1 protein-coding gene is annotated in these 1,657 nt (G+C 73.9%); it reads right to left on the minus strand.

From position 1 onward, the window contains the following. Positions 1-1,657: acyl carrier protein (locus ACZ38L_RS39435; RefSeq protein ID WP_465702970.1), on the minus strand; the 1,657-nt coding region annotated here is incomplete at both ends.

A 1,657-nucleotide genomic window follows, 5' to 3' on the forward strand; every position in this document is an offset into this window, starting at 1 on the left:
CTGCGCCTCGATCGGGTCGCCGAGGGTGGTGCCGGTGCCGTGCGCCTCGACCGCGTCCACCTGGTCGGGCGTCAGCCGGGCGTTGGCCAGCGCGGCCCGGATCACCCGCTCCTGCGAGGGCCCGTTCGGCGCGGTCAGCTGGCTGCTCTTGCCGTCCTGGTTGACCGCGCTGCCCCGGATGACGGCCAGGACCGGGTGTCCGGCCGCCCGCGCGTCGGAGAGCCGCTCCAGCAGCACCACGCCGGCGCCCTCGGCCCACGCGACACCGTCGGCGGCGTTCGCGAAGGACTTGCAGCGCCCGTCGGGGGAGAGCCCGCGCTGCCGGCTGAACTCCAGGAAGGTGGTAGGAGTGGCCATCACCGTGACGCCACCCGCCAGCGCCAGCCCGCACTCGCCGTTGCGCAGCGCCTGGGCGGCCAGGTGCAGCGCGACCAGCGAGGACGAGCAGGCCGTGTCGACCGAGACGGCGGGACCCTCCAGGCCGAAGGTGTAGGAGATCCGGCCCGAGGCCACGCTGCCGGCGCTCCCGGTGCTGAGGTAGCCCTCGAAGCCGTCCGGTGTCTGGTTGGCCAGCCGGGTGCCGTAGTCGTAGTACATGACGCCGGTGAAGACGCCGGTCCGGCTGCCGCGCAGGCTCTCCGGGTCGATGCCGGCCCGCTCGATCGCCTCCCAACTGGTCTCCAGCAGCAGGCGCTGCTGCGGGTCGACCGCGAGTGCTTCGCGCGGGCTGATGCCGAAGAAGTCGGCGTCGAACCCGTCCGCGTCGTAGAGGAACCCGCCCTGGCGGGTGTAGGTCTTGCCCACCGCGTCGGGGTCCGGGTCGTACAGCGCCTCGATGTTCCAACCGCGCCCGGTGGGGAACTCGCCGATCGCGTCGACGCCCTCGGCGACCAGCCGCCACAGCCCGTCGGGAGTGGTCACGCCACCGGGGAAGCGGCAGCCCATCCCGACGATGGCGATCAGGTCGTCATCGTCGGCACTGGTCGGCGCGGCCGGTGTGGTGGTGACGGCGAGGACGGTGCCCAGCAGTTGGGTCCGCAGGTGTTCGGCGAGGGCGGCCGGGGTCGGGTAGTTGAAGATCAGCGTGGCGGGCAGCCGCAGGCCGGTGGCCCTGGCCAGCGCGTTCCGGAGCTCCACCGCGGTCAGCGAGTCCAGGCCGAGTTCGAGGAAACCGCGCCGGTCGGAGATCGCCTCGGGCGCCGAGTGGTGGAGCACCGCGGCGAGTTGGGTGCGGACCAGGTCGAGCAGGGTGCGTGCCTGCTCGTCCGTGCTCAGTCCGGCCAGGCGCTCGCGCAGTCCCTGCTCGTCCGCCGGTCCGGCCTGCGAGCTGCGGCGCAGGACCGTGCCGACCAGCCCGCGCAGCAGCGGCGGGACGGGAGCGGAGGCGGCACGCCCGCGCAGCCCGCCGAGGTCGAAGGCGGCCGGTACCGCCAGGGGCAGGTTGCTGGCGAGCGCGGCGTCGAAGAGTTCCAGTGCCGCGTCGGTGGGCAGCGGGAGCAGCCCGAGCTGGGCCATCCGGGCCCGGGACGCTTGGTCGACACCGCTGGTGAGTGTGCTGGTCCCGGCCCAGAGGCCCCAGGCGAGGGAGGTGGCGGGGAGGCCTTGGGTGTGGCGGTGGGTGGCGAGGGTGTCGAGGTAGGTGTTGGCGGCGGCGTAG

The sequence above is a fragment of the Kitasatospora sp. NPDC024654 genome, from assembly GCF_055559155.1.